14 protein-coding genes are annotated in these 18311 nt (G+C 73.3%); 8 read left to right on the forward strand and 6 right to left on the reverse strand.

Going from position 1 to position 18311, the window contains the following annotated elements; all coding sequences use genetic code 11:
• Positions 1–221: 221 nt before the first annotated feature.
• The 5 genes from FB454_RS05775 (at position 222) to valS (ending at position 8675) form a co-directional block, all read left to right on the forward strand.
• Positions 222–1673 (forward strand): DNA-3-methyladenine glycosylase 2 family protein, encoded by a 1452-nt coding sequence (locus FB454_RS05775; protein WP_071097816.1) that lies wholly within the window; start codon positions 222–224, stop codon positions 1671–1673.
• Positions 1670–2182: a methylated-DNA--[protein]-cysteine S-methyltransferase gene (locus FB454_RS05780; protein ID WP_047892663.1), complete on the forward strand. Its 513-nt coding sequence runs from the start codon at positions 1670–1672 to the stop codon at positions 2180–2182. The genes FB454_RS05775 and FB454_RS05780 overlap by 4 nt, the downstream gene beginning before the upstream one ends.
• Positions 2183–2219: 37 nt before the next feature.
• On the forward strand, positions 2220–4040 hold the full coding sequence (locus tag FB454_RS05785) for an ABC transporter ATP-binding protein (RefSeq protein WP_145822609.1): 1821 nt from the start codon (positions 2220–2222) through the stop codon (positions 4038–4040).
• A complete protein-coding gene (locus tag FB454_RS05790) occupies positions 4037–5959 on the forward strand; it encodes an ABC transporter ATP-binding protein (protein ID WP_145822610.1) in 1923 nt (640 codons plus the stop codon). Before FB454_RS05785 ends, FB454_RS05790 begins: the two co-directional genes overlap by 4 nt.
• Before the next feature lie 151 nt (positions 5960–6110).
• Complete coding sequence (gene valS / locus FB454_RS05795) at positions 6111–8675, forward strand: valine--tRNA ligase (protein ID WP_145822611.1); 2565 nt, start codon at positions 6111–6113, stop codon at positions 8673–8675.
• Positions 8676–8793: 118 nt separating this feature from the next.
• Here the strand turns inward: valS and FB454_RS05800 are convergent, their stop codons facing one another.
• The 5 genes from FB454_RS05800 to FB454_RS05820 form a co-directional block, all read right to left on the reverse strand.
• Positions 8794–9219 carry a hypothetical protein gene (locus tag FB454_RS05800; RefSeq protein ID WP_145822638.1) on the reverse strand — a complete coding sequence of 142 codons (426 nt, stop codon included), beginning with the start codon at positions 9217–9219 and terminating at the stop codon, positions 8794–8796.
• Positions 9220–9376: 157 nt separating this feature from the next.
• Positions 9377–10087, reverse strand: a complete 711-nt coding sequence (locus tag FB454_RS05805) for an ABC transporter permease (RefSeq protein WP_145822612.1) — start codon at positions 10085–10087, stop codon at positions 9377–9379.
• Positions 10087–11046: an ABC transporter ATP-binding protein gene (locus FB454_RS05810; protein WP_013288491.1), complete on the reverse strand. Its 960-nt coding sequence runs from the start codon at positions 11044–11046 to the stop codon at positions 10087–10089. The genes FB454_RS05805 and FB454_RS05810 overlap by 1 nt, the downstream gene beginning before the upstream one ends.
• A complete protein-coding gene (locus FB454_RS05815) occupies positions 11043–11921 on the reverse strand; it encodes an ABC transporter permease (RefSeq protein ID WP_013288492.1) in 879 nt (292 codons plus the stop codon). The genes FB454_RS05810 and FB454_RS05815 overlap by 4 nt, the downstream gene beginning before the upstream one ends.
• Positions 11914–12828 (reverse strand): ABC transporter ATP-binding protein, encoded by a 915-nt coding sequence (locus FB454_RS05820; protein ID WP_013288493.1) that lies wholly within the window; start codon positions 12826–12828, stop codon positions 11914–11916. Before FB454_RS05820 ends, FB454_RS05815 begins: the two co-directional genes overlap by 8 nt.
• A gap of 370 nt (positions 12829–13198) precedes the next feature.
• On the opposite strand from FB454_RS05820, the gene cysC reads away from it, so the two are divergent.
• The 3 genes from cysC to galT all read left to right on the forward strand — a co-directional run bounded on the left by cysC (position 13199) and on the right by galT (position 16765).
• A complete protein-coding gene (gene cysC, locus FB454_RS05825; RefSeq protein WP_013288494.1) occupies positions 13199–14728 on the forward strand; it encodes an adenylyl-sulfate kinase in 1530 nt (509 codons plus the stop codon).
• Positions 14729–14906: 178 nt separating this feature from the next.
• Positions 14907–15695, forward strand: coding sequence for a DeoR/GlpR family DNA-binding transcription regulator (locus FB454_RS05830; RefSeq protein ID WP_013288495.1), 789 nt, complete (start codon positions 14907–14909; stop codon positions 15693–15695).
• Positions 15692–16765 carry a galactose-1-phosphate uridylyltransferase gene (galT, locus tag FB454_RS05835; protein ID WP_013288496.1) on the forward strand — a complete coding sequence of 358 codons (1074 nt, stop codon included), beginning with the start codon at positions 15692–15694 and terminating at the stop codon, positions 16763–16765. The genes FB454_RS05830 and galT overlap by 4 nt, the downstream gene beginning before the upstream one ends.
• 312 nt (positions 16766–17077) lie before the next feature.
• On the opposite strand, the gene FB454_RS05840 is transcribed toward galT, so the two are convergent.
• Positions 17078–18295 (reverse strand): NADP-dependent isocitrate dehydrogenase, encoded by a 1218-nt coding sequence (locus FB454_RS05840; protein WP_013288497.1) that lies wholly within the window; start codon positions 18293–18295, stop codon positions 17078–17080.
• Positions 18296–18311: the final 16 nt, after the last annotated feature.

Genomic DNA, 18311 nt, shown 5'->3' on the forward strand with positions numbered 1-18311 from the left:
ACGCTCGCCATGCCCCGCACCTCTTCTTGAGTTGGTGGCGGGACGCTACCGACCACTTACGACACTTTCTCGGGTCCGCCGGTCATGATCCACGCCACCTCGCCGATGTGGCGGTGTCCCGGGGCTCGGGATACCGCCACTTCCCCGAGCGGGCGCGACTGCCGCACGTCATGTCTGAATCCCGCCAGCCGAGCGTCGGAGCTGCGAGGCAGGATCGTGGCATGGAACTGGACTTCGAGCGGTGCTACCGAGCCGTCGACAGCCGCGACCCGCGGTTCGACGGCTGGTTCTACACCGGCGTGACGTCGACCGGGATCTACTGCCGGCCGTCCTGTCCGGCGATGACGCCGAAGCGGCAGAACGTCCGGTTCTTCCCGTCCGCCGCCGCCGCGCAGGGGGCCGGGCTGCGGGCGTGCCGCCGGTGCCGGCCGGACGCGGCACCGGGCTCGCCCCAGTGGGACGTCCGGGCCGACCTGGTCGGTCGCGCCATGCGGCTGATCGCCGACGGCGTGGTGGACCGGGACGGGGTGCCCGGGCTGGCCACCCGGCTGGGCTACACCGAGCGGCACCTGCACCGGATGCTCCGGGCCGAGCTGGGCGCCGGCCCGCTGGCGCTGGCCCGGGCCCAGCGCGCGCAGACCGCCCGGATCCTGATCGAGACCACCGGCCTCGGCCTGGCCGAGGTGGCCTTCGCCGCCGGGTTCGGCAGCGTCCGGCAGTTCAACGACACGGTCCGCGAGGTCTACGGCGGCACGCCGTCCGAGCTGCGGGCCGGCCGACGTGGCCCGGCGGCGACCACCGGGGCGGGCACGCTCTCGCTAAGGCTGGCGTACCGGCCCCCGCTGCACGCGGGCGCGCTGCTGGACTTCCTCGCGCTGCGCGCGCTACCCGGCGTCGAGGTGGTCCGCGACGGCACCTACCACCGAGGGCTGCGGCTGCCGCACGGTCCCGCCACGGTGGCGCTGGCCCCTGCCGACGGCCACATCGACGCGACGCTGCGGCTGGCCGACATGCGTGACCTGGCCCCCGCGGTGGCCCGCTGCCGCCGCCTGCTCGACCTGGACGCCGACCCGGTAGCGGTGGACGCCACACTGGCCGCCGACCCGGCGCTGGCCCCGGCCGTCGCGGCCGAGCCCGGCGTCCGGCTGCCGCACGCGGTCGACGGTTTCGAGCTGGCCGTCCGCGCCGTCGCCACCCAGCAGGTCTCGCTGGCCTCGGCGCGGACCACGCTCACCCGCCTGCTCTCCGCCACCCGGGCAGCGAGCGGGGCGGCTGCCGACGACCCGGCGGACGGCCTGGTGGCGTTCCCCGGTCCGGCGGAGGTGCTCGCGGCGCCGGACACGGCGTTCCGGATGCCGGCGGCCCGCCGGGAGACGCTCCGTGCGCTGGCCCGCGCGGTCGCCGACGGCGAACTCGACCTGGAACCCGGAGGCGACCGGGAGGAGGCGGTCCGGCTCCTGGCCGCGGTGCCCGGTATCGGCCCGTGGACCACCGGCTACCTGGCCATGCGCGCACTCGGCGACCCGGATGTCGCGCTCACCACCGACCTGGGCGTACGCCGTGGCGCAGCGGCGCTCGGCCTGTCCGACGACCCGAAGACCCTGTCCGCGTACGCCGACCGCTGGCGCCCCTGGCGGTCGTACGCGACCATCCGACTCTGGAGAGCAGCATGAGCACTGTGGACAGCACCGTCATCGACACCCCCGCCGGCCCGTTGAGCGTGCTCGCCGGCCCGACCGGGGCGGTACGCGCGGCGGGCTTCACCGCCGACCCGGCGGACCTGCTGCCGTTGATCCACCCGAGCCTGCGCGGCGAGCTGCGAGAACGGGCCGACCTCGGTCCGGTGACCGCCGCCGTGCGGGCCTACCTGGACGGTGAACTCACCGCGATCGACGCGGTAGCGGTGGAGCAGCACACCGGCGGCGCATTCCTGACGCACGCCTGGCAGGTGCTGCGCGACGTGAAGCCCGGCGACCCCGTCACCTACACCGGCTTCGCCGCGCTGGCCGGGCGACCGGCGGCGATCCGGGCCGCCGCGGCGGCCTGCGCACGCAACGCCGCCGCGCTGTTCGTGCCCTGCCACCGGGTGCTGCGCACCGACGGCTCGCTCGGCGGATACCGCTGGGGCCTGGACGTGAAGAAGTGGCTTCTCGGGCATGAGGGACGGGTGACGGCTAGCTGACAGCCGGACTGTCACCCCCGGCGGCTACCGTCGGGTAGTGCCCGCGTCCAGCGACGGCAACCCCGCGGCGCATTCCGGCGCCCGGTCCCAGCCGCTGCGCAACCTCTGGCGGCTGCGGCCCTACCTGCGCCCGTACGCGACGGAGTTCGCCTGGCTGCTGGTCGCGGCGCTTGCCGCCACCGCGGCGAGCCTGGCCGTTCCGCTCGTGGTGCAGCGGGTGGTCGACGGGCCGGTGGCCCGGCACGACGAGGCGGGGCTGCTCCGGCTCGGCGCCCTCGCGCTGCTGCTCGGCGTGGCCGAGGCGGTCCTCATCTTCATCCGCCGCTGGACGCAGTCGTCGTCCTCGGTGGGCATGGAGGCCGCCATCCGCGCCGACATCTACGCCCACCTGCAACGGCTTCCGGCCGGCTTCCACGACCGCTGGCAGTCCGGCCAGTTGTTGTCCCGGATCACCAGCGACCTCTCGGTGATCCGGCGGTTCCTCTCCTTCGGGCTGCTGTTCCTGGTCCTCAACCTGGTCACCTACGCGGCGGTGGTGGCGCTGCTGATCCGGCTGCACCAGTGGCTGGGGCTGCTGGTCGCGGCGAGCGCCGTACCGCTGTTCCTGATCAGCCGCCGCTTCGCGCGCCACTACCACGCGGCGTCGCGGCGGATGCAGGACCAGCAGGGCGACGTCGCCACGCTGGTCGAGGAGACCGCGCTGGGGTTGCGCACCATGCGGGCGTACGGGCGTGGGCCGGAACTGGCTGCCCGGTTCGCCGTCGGCGCGCGCCGGCTGCACGACACCGGGATCGGCAAGGCCCGGCTGCTGGCCCGTACCTCCGCGTTGTTCGACCTGGTGCCCAACCTGACCCTCGGCGCGGTCCTGGTGGCAGGCGCCGCGGCGGTCGCCGACGGCGTGCTGTCCATCGGGGAGCTGGTCGCGTTCGTCAGTCTCCAGCTCATGCTGATCTGGCCGGTGCAGTCGCTGGGCTGGATCATCGCCAACGGCCAGGAGGCCGCGACCGCCGCCGACCGGATCCAGGAGGTCCTGGACACGCCGCCGACCATCGTGGACGCACCGCACGCCCGGCCGCTCGACCGGGGCGAGGTGCGCGGCCGGCTCCGCTTCGAGGGGGTCGGCTTCCGCTACCCCGGCACGTCCGCGCCGGTGCTGCGCGATCTGGACCTGACAGTGGAGCCGGGCGAGACGATGGCGCTCGTCGGCGCCACCGGCTGCGGCAAGAGCACGCTGCTGTCGCTCGTCCCCCGGCTGCACGAGATCACCCGCGGCCGGATCACGCTCGACGGGTACGACGTGCGTGACCTGCGGCTGGAGTCGTTGCGGCGGCTGGTCGCCGTCGCGTTCGAGGAGCCGACGCTGTTCTCCATGTCGGTCTGGGAGAACCTCACACTGGGCCGCCCGGACGCGAGCGAGGACGAGGTCCGGGCCGCGCTGACGCTGGCCCAGGCGGAGTTCGCGTACGAGCTGCCCTGGGGGCTTTCGACCCGGGTCGGTGAGCAGGGGCTGTCGCTGTCCGGCGGGCAGCGGCAGCGTCTCGCGCTGGCGCGTGCGGTGCTCGGCCGGCCCGCGGTGCTGGTGCTCGACGACCCGCTCTCCGCACTCGATGTGCACACCGAGGCGCTCGTCGAGGCGGCCCTGCGCCGCGTGCTGCGGGACACCGCCACCACGACCCTGCTGGTGGCGCACCGCCCCTCGACCGTGGCACTGGCGGACCGGGTGGCGTTGCTCGACGACGGCCGGATCGTCGCCGTCGGCACCCACTCGGAGCTGCTGGCCCGCGTACCCGACTACCGGGCGGTGCTGTCCGCCGAGCCGGAGCGCCGGAGCGACGGCGTCGGCCTGGTGCGCTCGTGACCGGCCGCGCGCCGCGGGTGCCCCGGCCCCGCGACGCGCCGAACGGTAACGGGACGACCGGCGCGCGCCACGACGACGGTGAAGACCTGTCCCGCTGGCGAGGGCGGGCCACCGATCCGGACGCCGACCGCAGCCGGGCCGAGGACTCGTCCCCGGAGGCGGTGACCCGGCTGCGTGCCCGCAGCCGGCTGCTGCTGCGCCGGCTGCTGCGCCCGCACCGGCGGGCCCTCGGGCTGGCGGTGGCGTTGCTGCTGGCCCAGAACGCCGCCGCGATGTCCGGGCCGTACCTGGTCATGCTCGGCATCGACAGGGGTATCGAGCCGCTGCGGGCCGGCGATCCCGGCCCGCTGATCGCTGTCGCCGCCGCGTTCGTGGTCGCGACCGCTGTCGAGTACGCGGCCCGGCGCGCGTTCCTCACCCTCGCCGCCCGGATCGGCCAGGCCGTCCTGCTGGACCTGCGCCGCCGGGTGTACGGGCACTTCCTCCGCCTCGACGTCGGGTTCCACGAGCGCTACACGTCCGGGCGGATGGTGTCCCGGCTGACCAGCGACCTGGAGTCGATCGCCGAGCTGGTCGACGGCGGCATCGACAAGCTGGTGATGGCCGGGCTCTCAGTGCTGTCGGTGGCGGGCATCCTGCTCTGGCTGGACCTGCCACTGGCGGCGGTGACGCTGCTCGCCTTCCCGTTCCTGTTCGTGCTGTCGCGCTGGTTCGCCCGCGCCTCGGCCGGGGCGTACCGGCGCACCCGGGAGGCGGTGGCGCTGGTCATCGTGCACTTCGTCGAGTCGCTGCGCGGCATCCGGGCCGTCCAGGCGTACCGGCGGGAGGACCGCAACGACCGCATCTTCGCCACTGTGAACGACGACTACCGGCGCTCCAGCCTGCGCGCGTTCCGGCTGATCGCGATCTACTCACCGGGCATCCGGTTGATCGGCAACCTGACCGCTGCGGTGGTGCTCGGGTACGGCGGCTGGCGGGTGCTGGGCGGCGGCGTGGAGGTGGGCGTGCTCGCCGCGTTCCTGCTCTACCTGCGCCGGTTCTTCGAGCCGATGGAGGAGCTGAGCCAGTTCTACAACTCGCTCCAGTCGGCGACCGCCGCGCTGGAGAAGCTGGCCGGCGTGCTGGACGAGCGCCCGGCGGTGGCCGAACCGGCGCGGCCGGTGCCGCTGTCGGCCGGACCGCCGCGCGGGGCCGTCACCTTCCGCGCCGTCGACTTCGGCTACCGCCGCCGGGCGCCGATCCTGTCCGGCCTGGACCTGACCGTGCCGCCCGGGCAGACAGTGGCGTTGATCGGGCCGACCGGCGCCGGAAAGTCCACTGTCGCGAAGCTGGTGGCCCGCTTCCACGACCCGGACGCGGGCGTGATCCGGCTGGACGGGGTGGACCTGCGCGACCTCGCAGACGCCGAGCTGCGCCGGGCGGTGGTGCTGGTGACCCAGGAGACGCACCTGTTCAGCGGTTCCGTGGCCGACAACATCAGGTTCGGCCGCCCCGACGCCGACGATGAGGCGGTGGTCGCGGCCGCGCGGGCGATCGGCGCGCACGACTTCATCGCCGCGCTGCCCGACGGGTACGCCACCGACGTGCACCGGCGCGGCGGTCGGCTCTCCGCCGGGCAGCGGCAGCTCGTCGCGTTCGCCCGGGCGTTCCTCGCCGATCCCCGGGTGCTGATCCTCGACGAGGCGACCTCGTCGCTCGACGTGCCGACCGAGCGGCTGGTGCAGCGGGCCCTGCACAGCGTGCTGCGCGACCGTACCGCCCTGGTGATCGCCCACCGGCTCTCCACGGTGGAGACAGCGGACCGGGTGCTGGTGCTCGACGACGGCCGGATCGTGGAGGACGGCCCGCCGGCCGAGCTGATCGCCGCCGACGGCCGCTACGCCGCCCTGCACCGCCAGTGGCGCGACTCCCTCCTCTAGCCCTCGCCCAGGTCCCCGTCGATCTTGCACTTGCGGCCCGCGAGATGCCCGATCAGTGGCTTGTGCCGGGGCGGCAAGTGCAAGATCGACGAGGACGCGCGGGGTGGGGAAAGTCGTGGAGTGCGGCAGGGTGGCTGCCTACCATCGGCTGATGACCGACACGACGATCAGCCCTCGCGGCGGCGTCCCCGAGCGTCCGAGCCTGGACGGCCTCGAGGAGACCTGGGCCCGCCGCTGGCAGGAGGACGGCACGTACGCGTTCGACCGCACGAAGGAGCGGTCGGACGTATACGCGATCGACACTCCCCCGCCGACCGTGTCGGGCGAGCTGCACATGGGTCACGTCTTCTCGTACACCCACACCGACACGGTGGCCCGGTTCCAGCGGATGCGCGGGCGCACCGTCTTCTACCCGATGGGCTGGGACGACAACGGGCTGCCCACCGAACGCCGGGTGCAGAACGTGTACGGCGTGCGTCCCGACCCGTCGTTGCCGTACGACAAGGACTGGCGCCCGCCGGCCGCACCGGTGGACGACGCTGCCCGGAAGAATCCGACCGCGATCTCCCGGCGCAACTTCATCGAGCTGTGCGAGCTGCTCACTGTGGAGGACGAGAAGGCGTTCGAGGCGCTGTGGCGGCGGCTCGGGCTGTCGGTGGACTGGTCGCTGACGTACACCACGATCGGGTCGGCGGCCCGCGCGGCGAGCCAGCGGGCGTTCCTGCGCAACCTGGCGCGGGGCGAGGCGTACCAGGCCGAGGCGCCGACGCTGTGGGACGTCGGGTACGGCACCGCCGTCGCGCAGGCGGAACTGGAGGACCGGGAGCGGCCCGGCGCGTACCACCGGCTGCGGTTCACCGGGCCGGACGGCCGCGAGGTGCTGATCGACACCACCCGGCCGGAGCTGCTGCCGGCGTGCGTGGCGCTCGTCTGCCACCCCGACGACGAGCGGTACGCGGACCTGGTCGGCGCGGCTGCGCGTACCCCTGTGTTCGGGGTCGAGGTGCCGGTGCGCGCGCACCCGCTGGCGGACCCGGCCAAGGGCACGGGCATCGCGATGGTCTGCACGTTCGGTGACCTGACCGACGTGACCTGGTGGCGGGAACTGCGGCTGGACACCCGCGTGGTGATCGGCCGGGACGGACGCCTGCTGCCGGAGCCGCCGGCCGGCGTGCCGGCGGAGCCCTACGCGGCACTGGCCGGGCAGACCGTGAACGGCGCCCGGCGGACGCTCGTGGAGCTGCTCGCCGACGCGGGCGACCTGGTCGGCGAGCCGCGGCCGATCACCCACCCGGTGAAGTTCTACGAGCGCGGCGACCGGCCGCTGGAGATCGTCTCGACCCGGCAGTGGTATCTGCGCAACGGCGGCCGGGACGCCGGCCTGCGCGAGGAGCTGCTGGCCCGGGGGCGGGAACTGCGCTGGGTGCCGGAGCACATGCGGCACCGCTACGAGCACTGGGTGGGCGGTCTCACCGGTGACTGGCTGGTCAGCCGGCAGCGGTTCTTCGGCGTGCCGGTGCCGGTGTGGTACCGGCTCGACGACGCTGGCGAGCCGGACTGGTCCCACCCTCTCACACCGGACGAGGCGATGCTCCCGATCGATCCGACGAGCGAGCCGCCGCCCGGATACGAGGAGACGCAGCGCGGCGAGCCGGGCGGTTTCACAGGCGACCCGGACGTGCTGGACACCTGGGCCACCTCGTCGCTGACCCCGCAGATCGTCGGCGGCTGGGAGACCGACCCGGACCTGTTCGCCCGGGTCTTCCCGATGGACCTGCGCCCGCAGGGGCACGACATCATCCGGACCTGGCTGTTCGCCACTGTGGCCCGGTCCCACCTGGAACACGGCGCGCTGCCGTGGCACACAGCGGTGCTCTCCGGCTGGATCCTCGACCCGGACCGCAAGAAGATGTCGAAGTCCAAGGGCAACGTGGTCACGCCGATGGCGCTGCTGGAGCGCAACGGGTCCGACGCGGTCCGCTACTGGGCCGCCAACGGCAAGCCGGGCATGGACCTCGCCTTCGACCCGGCCCAGGTCAAGGTGGGGCGCCGCCTGGCCACCAAGCTGCTCAACGCGTCGCGGTTCGCGCTCGGGCTGGGCGCCGCCGACGCGCTGCGGGCCGCGGCGACCCAACCGCTGGACACCGCGATGCTCGCCGAACTGTCCGGCGTGGTCGCGACCGCGACCACCGCCTTCGACGGGTACGACCACACGGCCGCCCTGATGGCCACCGAGGCGTTCTTCTGGCGGTTCTGCGACGACTACATCGAGCTGGTGAAGGAGCGCGCCTACGGCACCGGGCCGGCCGCCGACTCGGCCCGGGCGGCGCTGGCGACCGCGCTGTCGGTGCAGTTGCGCCTGTTCGCGCCGGTGCTGCCGTTCGTAACCGAGGAGGTCTGGTCGTGGTGGCGGTACGGGTCGGTGCACCGCTCACCGTGGCCGACCACGTACGAGGTGGGCCGCGCCATGGAGGCGCCTGGTGACCCGGAGCTGCTGCGGCTGGCCGCTGACGCGCTGGGCCAGGTGCGCCGCGCCAAGTCGGAACGGAAGCTGTCGATGAAGGCGGACGTGCCGCTGGCCGAGGCGCTCGGACCGGCGGCGGTGCTCGACCGGCTCGGGACCGTCGCCGACGACCTGCGGGCCGCGGGCCGGATCGCGAAGCTGGACCTGCTGCCGGACCGCACCACGGAACTGGTCATCGCCTGCGCGTTCTGAACCGCCGCACGGCGGCCGGATGTAAGGAAGGGCCCCTTCTTAACGCCTGGCGTTGTAGAAGGGGCCCTTCTTAACACCCCGGAGGGCCGACCGGGCCGGCCCCTCGGCGGTGCATGCCTCACTCGGCCGCGCAGGCCGCCTTGAGCTTGTCCCGGGCGGTGGTCAGATCCGCCTTGCTCGGCGCCTTGCCCGGCGCCTTGGCCCAGGTGTCGGCGAGGTCGGTCATGGCGGTGGCGACCCCCTTCACCGCGGCGTTCACCTCGTCGCTGCTGGTGAAGGCGTGCGTGTAGAGCGCGGCCGCGCCCGCCGAGTACTGGGCGCTGACCGCCGAGTGGCCGGCCGGCGGGCCGATCTTCTCCGCCTCGGCCACCTCCTTCAGGGCGGCCGTGATGTCCTTCTCCGCCGTCGCGCAGGTCTTCCGGGTGGCCTCGTCGAGGCCCGCCGGCGCCGGGGTCACCGGCGGCACGGAGGTGGCGGCGGGGGCGGAGGGCGCCGCCGGCCCGGCCGAGGGCTTGTCGTCATCGCAGCCGGACATGACGATCATCGCGACCGCGGCCGGAGCCAGCAGGGCGAGGCGAGCTGAACGCAAGGTGTTCTCCCCGTGTCGGTGTGCGTAGCCGCCGCAAACTAACAGACCGGACACGGCAGGGCAGAACCCGTTTTCCGGCGCTCGTGCCGGAAAACGGGTTCCGCCCCGGGGTTCAGCTCGTCTCGCCGGCCACGCTGAACGAGCGCAGGCGGTCGATCGCCAGCACTGTGAACCCGACCGCCACCAGGGCGGTGAGCACCGCCGCGACCGGCACCGAGACGGTGGTGCCGAGCAGCGGCGTCGGCGCCATCCGGTCGGCCAGGGCGATCACCCACTGCTGAATCGACAGCACCCGGGTGCCGCCGACGAACCGGCCCAGCAGCCCCTCCCAGATCAGCACGTAGACCAGGCCGAGCAGCACCGGCCGCCGGGTCACCAGGCTCAGCGCGAGGAACAGCGCCGAGTACGCCAGCGCGCCCGCCGCCGAGGCGGCGACCAGTGCGAGTCCGAGGCGTACCGAATCGGCGAGCACGCCCGCGACGTAGATCGGGACGCCGACGGTGACCGCTGCGACGCCGGCCGCGACCGCCAGCTTCGGCAGCACGATCTGCCAGCGCGGCAGCGGCTTGGTGAGGATGTGCACGACGGTGCCGTCGTCGATCTCCGCGCCGAGCACGCCGGTGCCCACGATCAGCGCCACCACCGGCAGCACCACCGCGAGGCCGAGGCCGACGAGCACCGGCGGTCCCCACTGGCCCGGGTCGACGCCGAGCGACCGGCAGAGCACCGCCAGGCCGATCAGGACCAGCGGCAACGGCAGCAGCATGAGGAACCGGCTCCGGCCGAACAGGCCGCGCGCGGTGATCCAGGTGACTGTCGACATCATGCCTCCACCAGATACGAGAAGACGCTCTCCAGCGACTCGTCCTCCGGCAGGAGCTGCCGGACCCGGATGCCGTGCCGGAGCGCGATCCGGGGCAGTGCCCGGGTGAACGCGCCGTAGTCGCCGGCCTTGACCGTCAGGCCGGTACGGTCCAGCTCGACGCCGGAGACCGACGCCTCGGCCATCAGCGCCACCGCCAGCGCCCGGTCGTCGGTGGAACGCACCCCGAACACGTGCGGCCGGTTGGTCATCAGGCGGCGGATGGTCCGGTAGTCGCCGGAGGCGGCGAGCCGGCCGGCCACCATCACCTGGACCGTGCCGGAGACCTGCTCGACCTCCTCCAGGATGTGCGAGCTGAACAGGATGGTCCGCCCCGCGTCGCCGAGCCGGTGCAGCAGCGCCATCATGTGCAGCCGCTGGCGCGGGTCCATCCCGTTGAACGGCTCGTCGAGCAGCAGCACCTGCGGGTCGTGCACGAGCGCGGCGGCGACCCGGGTGCGCTGCCGCATGCCCTTGGAGTAGGTGCCGATCCGGCGGGTCTGCGCGTCCTCCATCTCGACCAGCTCGATCGCCCGCCGGGTGGCGGCCTCCGGGTCGGGCAGCCGGTGCAGCTTGGCGCTGGCGAGCACGAACTCGTACGCGCTGAGGAACGTGTGCACCGCCTCGCGCTCGCTGACCAGGCCGAGCCGCCGGTAGACGGCGGGGTTGCGCCAGGTCGGCTCCCCGTCCAGCGTCACGGTGCCGCGCGACGGGGACAGGAAGCCCGCCATCATGTGCAGCAGCGTGGTCTTCCCGGCGCCGTTGGGGCCGAGCAGGCCGGTCACGCCGGGGCCGAGCCGCATGGTGACGTCGTTGACCGCCACCACGTTGCCGTACCAGCGGGAGACGCCCGCCAGGTCGAGCGTGCTCGTCGCGGCGGCGGGCGCGCCGGCCGTCGACTGGGTGCTGATCGCCGTCATCGGGCGGCCACCTTCCGGTATCGCAGGAGCAGCAGGCTGACGCAGGCGGCGACCAGCAGCACGGCGGCCACGGCGTAGACCGGCCCGAAGTCGCCGATCGGCATGCCGCCCCGTCCCTGGGTCAGCCGGTCGCCGAGCGCCCAGTTGCCCACGCCGCCGACGAGCGTCGGCGGAGAAGCCACGAAGGCCAGCTCGTTGATCGTCCGCGAGGGCAGGATGGACAGCACGCCCACGACCGGCGTGGTCATCAGGAAGACCGCCACGATGCCGCCGGCGGCGAACGCGCGCTTGCCGGTGAGCGAGGCGACGAGCAGGGCGATCGAGGCGAACACCACCGCCCACAGCCCGGCGTAGAGCAGCCCGGGCAGCAGGTCGAGCAGCTCGTCCCACACCCCGCGTACGCCCCGGTTCGTGGTGAACGCGGCACCGAGGAACATCACCAGCTGCGGGCCGCCGAGCAGCAGCCACAGCGCGGTCACCAGCGCCAGCAGCTTGGACAGGGCGTAGTCGCCGCGCGGCAGCGGCCGGGAGAAGTACAGCGGCAGCACGCCGCTGCGCAGGTCGCGGGAGACCAGCTCGGGCGCGGCCACCGCGGCGAAGAAGATGACCAGCCAGCTCATCGCGTCGGCGAACTGGGCGTACGTCATCACCACCTCGCCGATCTGGCTGCGTACCGCGGTGACGCCGGCGGCCACCACTGTGACCACGGAGACGACCAGCCACGGAAAGATCTTGGCCTTGGCGCTGCGGCCCAGCCCGAAGACGGTACGCACGCCGTGCAGGTAGAGCGCGCCGAAGACCTGCCGGCGGCCGAGCCGCGGACCGGTGTAGCGCTGGTAGCCGATGTCGTGGATGACCCCGGTCGCGTCAGACATGGCTGGGCTCCCTCGCGGCGAAGAGTTCGGCCACCCGGTGCCGCCGCTGGTCCAGCCGGTGCAGCGGCAGGTCCAGCTCGGCGACCGCGCCGAGGATCTGGTCGTAGGTGGCGTCGTCGGCGAGCGGGACGAGCAGCAGCCGCCCGTCGCGGGTCACCGGCAGGTCGAGCGCGGTGAGCCGGGCGGCCAGTTCCTCCGTGCCCTCGCTCACCTCGACCGCGAGCACGTCGGTGGCGGTGGTCATGGCGGACACCCGGTCCGCGCGCAGCAGCCGGCCGCCGTCGATGGCGACGAGCGTGTCGCAGATCCGCTCCACCTCGCCGAGCAGGTGCGAGCAGACCACCACCGAGATGCCGAACTCGGTGCCGATCCGGTGGATCAGCGCGAGCATGGCGTCCCGGCCGGCCGGGTCGAGGCCGTTGGTCGGCTCGTCGAGCAGCAGCAGGTCGGGATCGTGCACGAGCGCCTGGGCGAGCTTGACCCGCTGCTTCATGCCGGTGGAGTAGCCACCGACGGCCCGGTGCCGCTCCTCGTGCAGACCGACGTGGCGCAGCGCCTCGGAGGCCCGCTCGCGGGCGACGGTGCGCGGCAGCCCGCTGATCCGGCCCAGGTGGGTGACCAGCTCGGCGGCGGACAGGTCGGGCGGGAGGGCGTCGTGCTCGGGCATGTAGCCGACCCGGGCGCGGACCGCGGCGGGGTCGGTGGTGGGGTCGAGGCCGAGCACCTGCACCCGGCCGCTGGTCGGCGGGAGCAGACCCAGCAGGATCTTGATCAGAGTGGACTTGCCGGCGCCGTTCGCGCCCACCAGCCCGATGATCCCCGGCTCGACCGACACGGTGAGGTCGGCCAACGCGGTGACCCGGCCTCCGTACGTCTTGGTCAGCGACTCGGTCGCGAGCAGTGTCACGCCGTTCAGCGTAGAACTCCGGTGCCTCGCCGGAGCCTCTCCTGACCCCTGCGATCCCCTGATCCTCGGCCTCCGCGGCCCTTAGGTGGCGGGAACGGCGGCGCGCCTCGGGTGGAGGACTCACGCCGGCTCCGGTCCCGTCTCCGCCGAGCGGTCCGGCGGATACGGGACCGCGCGCTCGGCCGGTCGGCGCGCGCAGGCAGCCGTTCGCACGATCGACCGGCCGCGGCCCGCCGGTAAGGATTCGGTGACCCCGACTCGTCCTCGGCACGGTCGCCGGAACAGGCGATCACCGGGAGGCCGGGTGGCGCTCTCGACCGATCGCCGGTGGGCTGCGAAACTGTGTGCCGGCCGGTGAGTTGGGGGTTCGATGAGCAACGGGTGGCTGCTGCCCGAGGACGTTCTGCGGGATGCGCCGTCGTACGCGCCCAGACCCGCTGAGCTGGCCGATCTCCAGTTGTTGCTGAGCGGTGCGTACGCCCCGCTCACCGGTTTCATGAGCCGGGCCGACCTGGCCTCGCTGAACCGGCGCGGCCGGCTGGCCGACGGCACGCCGTGGCCGGTGCCGGTGACACTCCAGGTGCCGGCGGCGCTCGCCGACGGGCTGGACCCGGCCGACCCGGCCCGCCGGGCGGTGGTGCTCACCGACGGCGAGGGCGCACCGGTGGCGGCGATGGACGTGACCGACGTCTGGCCGGGCCGCGAGGGCATGGTGGGTGTCGGCGGCACGGTGCGCCGCCTGGGCGACGGCGGCCACGGGCCGTTCCAGCGGCTGCGGCGCGGCCCCGACGAGGTACGCGGGCTGCTGCCGCCGGGCCGGGTGCTCGGCGTGTTCGCCGACCGTCCCCTGCACCGGCCGCAGCTGGCGCAGATCGCGCACGCGGCCCGTACGCTCGGCGCGCACCTGCTGGTGATGATCCCGGTGGGCGAGGAGTCGATCGGCGGCCTGCCGGCCGAGTCGCTGGTGCGCAGCGTGTTCGCCGCCCGCGACCGGATGCCCCCGGCGACGCTGGTGGCGGTGCCGCTGGCCCGGCGGCGCGACGAGATCAGCGACGCGCTGCTGCGGGCCCGGGTCGCCGCCGCGTACGGCGTCACCCACCTGCTCTCCACCGAGGGCATGCTCTCCGGCGCCGGTCTGCGCGTGCTGGTCCCCCGCGAGCTGGCCTACGACAACCGGGACGGGCAGTGGCGCTGGCGCGAGGACATCCCGCCGCGCAACCGGCGGCTGGCGCTGAGCGCGCGCGAGATCGACGACCTGCTGGACCGGGGCTTCCCGCTGCCCGAGTGGCACACCCCGCCGGCGGTGGCGAAGGAACTGGCCCGGGCACGCCCGCCGCGGCGGCACCGAGGGCTGGTGATCTTCCTGACCGGCCTGTCCGGCTCGGGCAAGTCGACGATCGCCCGAGGGCTGGCCGACGTGCTCCGCGAGCAGGGCGACCGCACCATCACGCTGCTCGACGGCGACGTGGTGCGGCGGGAACTCTCCGCCGGGCTGGGGTTCAGCAAGGCCGACCGGGATCTCAACGTGCGCCGGATCGGCTGGGTGGCCGCCGAGATCGCCCGGCACCGGGGCGTCGGCATCTGCTGCCCGATCGCGCCGTACGCGGCGGCCCGCGCCACCGCCCGGGAGATGGCCGAGACGGCCGGTGCGGGGTTCCTGCTGGTCCACGTGGCGACGCCGCTGGCGGTGTGTGAGCAGCGCGACCGCAAGGGCCTGTACGCCCGCGCCCGAGCCGGCCTGATCACCGGGATGACCGGCATCGACGACCCGTACGAGGCGCCCACCGACGCCGACCTGGTGGTGGACACCTCGGATCTGAGCGTCGAGGAGGCTATCGGGAAGGTGATGGAGCACCTGACCGAGACTGGCTGGGTGGAGCCCCGCCTCCAGCCCGCGTGACCGCCTGACCGCCGGCCGAGTCCCGGCACTCCAGCACCCTCGACCGCCGTCGTCCGGCTTCCGGACGGCGGCGGTCTCGCATCACCCCTCGTTGCGCGGTAGTGTTCGTCTTTGTTGGAACACGTTCGACCGCGTGGAGCGCCCGCGTGGGTCGGTGAGGCGCGGAGGTGAGCCGGGGATGCTGGCGCGGCAGCGGCAGACGGCCATCCTGGAACGACTGCGCCGCGCCGGCGGCGTCCGGGTCACCGAGCTGGCGGCCGAGTTCGGCGTCTCCGACATGACCATCCGGCGCGACCTGGACACGCTGCACGAGCAGGGCCTGCTCGCCAAGGTGCACGGGGGCGCGACGCCGGCCGGTCCCGGCTCGACCGACGAGCCCGGCTTCCACGCCAAGTCCGTCCGCCAGTCGGCGGAGAAGGCCGCCATCGCCGAGCATGCCGCAGGGCTGGTCCGGCCCGGCGCCGCGATCGCGCTCTCCGCCGGCACCACCACCGCCGAGCTGGCCCGGCGGCTGGTGGACGTGCCCGGCCTCACAGTGGTCACCAACTCGCTGCCGGTGGCGGAGGCCCTGCACGTCGGCGGCCGGCCGGACCAGACCGTGGTGCTCACCGGCGGCGTACGCACACCGTCGGACGCGCTCGTCGGCCCGCTCGCCGTGGCCGCGATCGCCGCGCTCCACCTGGACCTGCTCTTCCTGGGCGTGCACGGGATCAGCGAACGGGCCGGTTTCACCACCCCCAATCTGATGGAGGCGGACACGAACCGGGCGCTAGTGGCAGCGGCGGACCGGCTCGTGGTGCTCGCCGACCACACCAAGTGGGGCACCGTCGGCATCTCGTCGATCGTGCCGCTGGAGGCGGCGGACGTGCTGGTCACCGACGACCGGTTGGCACCCGAGGCCCGACGGGTACTCGACGACAGGGTGGGTGAGCTGGTGACGGTGCCCACGACGAGGGGGGCGGAGTGAAGCGTACGCAGATCGCGCTGGCCGACGGCCGCGAGCTGATCTACTTCGACGAGCGGGACGACGCGGTCCGCGACCAGCCGGACCGGCGGGACCTGCCCCCTCCCCCGCCCGCCTCGCAGCTGCGGTACGACCCGCTGACCGACGAGTGGGTGGCGGTGGCGGTGCACCGGCAGACCCGCACGTTCCTGCCCCCGGCCGACCAGTGCCCGCTGTGCCCGTCCCGCGGTGAGCGGCACAGTGAGATCCCCGCGCCCGACTACGACGTGGTGGTCTTCGAGAACCGGTTCCCGTCGCTGAGCCAGCGGGTGGCCGACGAGCCGGCCGAGATCACGCCGTTCACCCCGGTACGCCCCGGACGTGGAAAGTGCGAGGTGGTCTGCTTCACCGACGACCACAACGCCTCCTTCGCCCGCCTCTCCCCGCAGCGGGTGCGGACGGTGCTGGACGCGCTCGCCGACCGCACCACCGCACTGAGCGCGCTACCCGGCGTCGAGCAGGTCTTCCCGTTCGAGAACCGGGGCGTGGAGATCGGGGTGACCCTGCACCACCCGCACGGGCAGATCTACGCGTACCCGTTCGTCACGCCGCGCACCCGCACGATGCTGGCCGCCGCCCGGCGGTACGCCGACCGCACCGGGGGCAACCTCTACGCCGACGTGCTGGCCACCGAACGCGCCTCCGGAGAGCGGGTGGTGACGAGCAACGAGCACTGGACCGCGTACGTCCCGGCGGCGGCGCGCTGGCCGTTCGAGGTGCACGTGGCACCGCACCGGCCGGTGCCGGACATCCCGGCGCTGAACGACGCCGAGCGGGACGCCTTCGGGCCGCTCTACCTGGACCTGCTGCGCCGCTTCGACGGGCTGTTCGACCTGCCGATGCCGTACATCGCGGCCTGGCACCAGGCGCCGGTACGGATCGACAGGGAGCTGGGCCACCTGCACCTTCAGCTGTTCAGCATCCGGCGGGCCAAGGACAAGCTGAAGTACCTCGCCGGGTCGGAGTCCGGCATGGGCGTGTTCATCAACGACATCGCCCCGGAACGCGCCGCCGAACTGCTCCGCGCCGCATGAAAGGAAGGGCCCCTTGTTAACGCCTGCGGTAGAGGAAGGGCCCCTTCTTAACAGCCGCGGCCCGAGCAGGGGGCGCGGGGGGCCCGGGACAGGACCCCCCGCAGGGAAGGGACGGCTGGCTGCGCTCAGCAGCCTCGAAGGTCGGCCGGCCGGCGCGCGGCCACGGCCCACCTTCATGGACGCGACTGGCATCTCGTCCACCTTGTCAACGAGGGCGCACCGAACGAGGTCACGCCGCCCCGGCGGGCCTGAGGTGTTAAAAAGGGCCCCTTCTACAACGCGAGGCGTTAAGAAGGGGCCCTTCCTTGCACGTCAGGCGGCGAGCTTGCGCGCCAGGTTCTCGTCGAGCGCGTTCATGAACTCGTCGGTGGTCAGCCACGGGGCGTCCCGCGAGATGAGCAGCGCGAGGTCCTTGGTCATCTGGCCACCCTCGACGGTGTCCACGATGACCTTCTCCAGCGTGTCGGCGAACTCGGTGACCGCCGGGGTGCCGTCCAGCTTGCCCCGGTGGGCCAGGCCCCGGGTCCAGGCGTAGATCGAGGCGATCGGGTTGGTCGAGGTCTTCTCGCCCTTCTGGTACTGCCGGTAGTGCCGCGTGACGGTGCCGTGGGCGGCCTCGGCCTCGACGGTGCGGCCGTCCGGGGACAGCAGCACCGAGGTCATCAGGCCGAGCGAGCCGAAGCCCTGCGCGACGGTGTCGGACTGCACGTCACCGTCGTAGTTCTTGCAGGCCCAGACGTATCCGCCCTCCCACTTGAGCGCGGCGGCGACCATGTCGTCGATCAGCCGGTGCTCGTAGGTGAGGCCGGCGGCCTCGAACTCGGCCTTGAACTCGTTCTCGAACACCTCGGCGAAGATGTCCTTGAACCGGCCGTCGTACGCCTTGAGGATGGTGTTCTTGGTCGACATGTAGACCGGGTAGCCGCGGTCCAGGCCGTACCGGAACGAGGCGCGGGCGAAGTCCCGGATCGACTCGTCGTAGTTGTACATGCCCATGGCGATGCCGCCGCCGGGGAAGTTGGCGACCTCCATCTCCATCGGCGTGCCGCCGTCGGCCGGGGTGTAGGTGATGGTCACAGTGCCGGGGCCGGGGACGACGAAGTCGGTGGCCTTGTACTGGTCGCCGTGCGCGTGCCGGCCGATGATGATCGGCTTGGTCCAGCCCGGGACGAGCCGCGGCACGTTCGACATGATGATCGGCTCGCGGAAGACCACGCCGCCGAGGATGTTGCGGATGGTGCCGTTCGGCGACCGCCACATCTTCTTCAGGCCGAACTCCTCCACCCGGGCCTCGTCCGGGGTGATGGTGGCGCACTTGACGCCGACGCCGTGCTCCTTGATGGCGTTGGCGGCGTCGACCGTGACCTGGTCGTCGGTGGCGTCACGGTGCTGGATCGACAGGTCGTAGTAGTGCAGGTCGACGTCGAGGTAGGGCAGGATCAGCTGCTCCCGGATCTGCTTCCAGATGATCCGGGTCATCTCGTCGCCGTCGATCTCCACGACCGGGTTGTTTACCTTGATCTTCGCCATCGGCCGGCGCTCCTCT

The sequence above is a fragment of the Micromonospora sp. CNZ297 genome (assembly GCF_007827625.1).

What these genes read in the sequence shown, in the direction of transcription:
- FB454_RS05775 (WP_071097816.1), top strand. Translation starts at nt 222, where the DNA reads ATGGAACTGGACTTCGAGCGGTGCTACCGAGCCGTCGACAGCCGCGAC.
- FB454_RS05780 (WP_047892663.1), top strand. Translation starts at nt 1,670, where the DNA reads ATGAGCACTGTGGACAGCACCGTCATCGACACCCCCGCCGGCCCGTTG.
- valS (WP_145822611.1), top strand. Translation starts at nt 6,111, where the DNA reads ATGACCGACACGACGATCAGCCCTCGCGGCGGCGTCCCCGAGCGTCCG.
- FB454_RS05800 (WP_145822638.1), bottom strand. Translation starts at nt 9,219, where the DNA reads ATGATCGTCATGTCCGGCTGCGATGACGACAAGCCCTCGGCCGGGCCG.
- FB454_RS05805 (WP_145822612.1), bottom strand. Translation starts at nt 10,087, where the DNA reads ATGTCGACAGTCACCTGGATCACCGCGCGCGGCCTGTTCGGCCGGAGC.
- FB454_RS05810 (WP_013288491.1), bottom strand. Translation starts at nt 11,046, where the DNA reads ATGACGGCGATCAGCACCCAGTCGACGGCCGGCGCGCCCGCCGCCGCG.
- FB454_RS05815 (WP_013288492.1), bottom strand. Translation starts at nt 11,921, where the DNA reads ATGTCTGACGCGACCGGGGTCATCCACGACATCGGCTACCAGCGCTAC.
- cysC (WP_013288494.1), top strand. Translation starts at nt 13,199, where the DNA reads ATGAGCAACGGGTGGCTGCTGCCCGAGGACGTTCTGCGGGATGCGCCG.
- FB454_RS05830 (WP_013288495.1), top strand. Translation starts at nt 14,907, where the DNA reads ATGCTGGCGCGGCAGCGGCAGACGGCCATCCTGGAACGACTGCGCCGC.
- FB454_RS05840 (WP_013288497.1), bottom strand. Translation starts at nt 18,295, where the DNA reads ATGGCGAAGATCAAGGTAAACAACCCGGTCGTGGAGATCGACGGCGAC.